At 75.7% G+C, this 931-nt stretch carries 2 protein-coding genes; both read left to right on the forward strand.

The features are described from left to right. The first annotated feature begins 168 nt into the window (after positions 1 to 168). Positions 169 to 648, forward strand: coding sequence for a hypothetical protein (locus ACJA3G_RS37725; protein ID WP_406557507.1), 480 nt, complete (start codon positions 169 to 171; stop codon positions 646 to 648). Next, positions 645 to 848: a helix-turn-helix domain-containing protein gene (locus ACJA3G_RS37730; protein WP_406557508.1), complete on the forward strand. Its 204-nt coding sequence runs from the start codon at positions 645 to 647 to the stop codon at positions 846 to 848. The genes ACJA3G_RS37725 and ACJA3G_RS37730 overlap by 4 nt, the downstream gene beginning before the upstream one ends. Positions 849 to 931 lie beyond the last annotated feature (83 nt).

The following is a 931-nucleotide window of genomic DNA, read 5'->3' on the forward strand; positions in this document are numbered from 1 at the left end:
GCCGTCTCGCCCGCGACCCTGCGCAAGGCCCGCGACCCTGCGCAAGTGGGTCCAGCTGGGCCATCTGCGGTCCGCGGGCAGGCAGGGGCGCAGACTGCTCTACCGGCTGGAGGACGTGTTCGCCGCGGAGCGTTCCGTACACGCTAGCCGGACCTGCTCCCGCGCCCCGTGACCCGCTCCCAGAAGGGCCCCACCCGCACCCCGGGTGGGGCCCTTCCGCTGTTCCCGCGCACGCGCCAACCACCGCCCCGATCCGGCACCACCGCCCCGATCCGGCTGCACATCTCCGACGCCGTACGGGACATCACCGACGGCGTGGTCGAGCTGGAGGAGGCGGTACGGGAGCGGCTCGGCCTGCGCCCGGCGGCCCCCGCCCCGGTGGTGGCGCGGCTCGGCCGCATCGCCCGACTCGGCGCCGCCATAGCGGAGTTGCCCGACCTCGCCGCGCACGTGCGGGAGGAGACCCGGCGCATGGCCCGGCGCTGCGCCCGCGAGCTGGGGGACCCGGAGCAGATGATCCGGATCGGCGGACGCTGCCCCGCCTGCGACTCGGTGTCGCTGCGCATCTTCCCCGAACGCGGCGCCGTGCTCTGTGTGAACCCCGTGTGCCGCCATGTCGTCCGCACGGCCCTGGAGGAGGCGTCGTGACCCCGCCCCCGGTATCGGGCCTGGTCTCCGGCGAACTCGCCGCCGCCGAGGTGGCCGTCTCGCCCGCGACCCTGCGCAAGTGGGTCCAGCTGGGCCATCTGCGGTCCGCGGGCAGGCAGGGGCGCAGACTGCTCTACCGGCTGGAGGACGTGTTCGCCGCGGAGCGTTCCGTACACCGCGCCGAGATCCCGCGCCGCTAGCCGGACCTGCTCCCGCGCCCCGTGACCCGCTCCCAGAAGGGCCCCACCCGCACCCCGGGTGGGGCCCTTCCGCTGTTCCCGCG

Origin of the sequence: Streptomyces sp. YS-3 (genome assembly GCF_045257485.1) — a bacterium.
Lineage (GTDB): Bacteria > Actinomycetota > Actinomycetes > Streptomycetales > Streptomycetaceae > Streptomyces.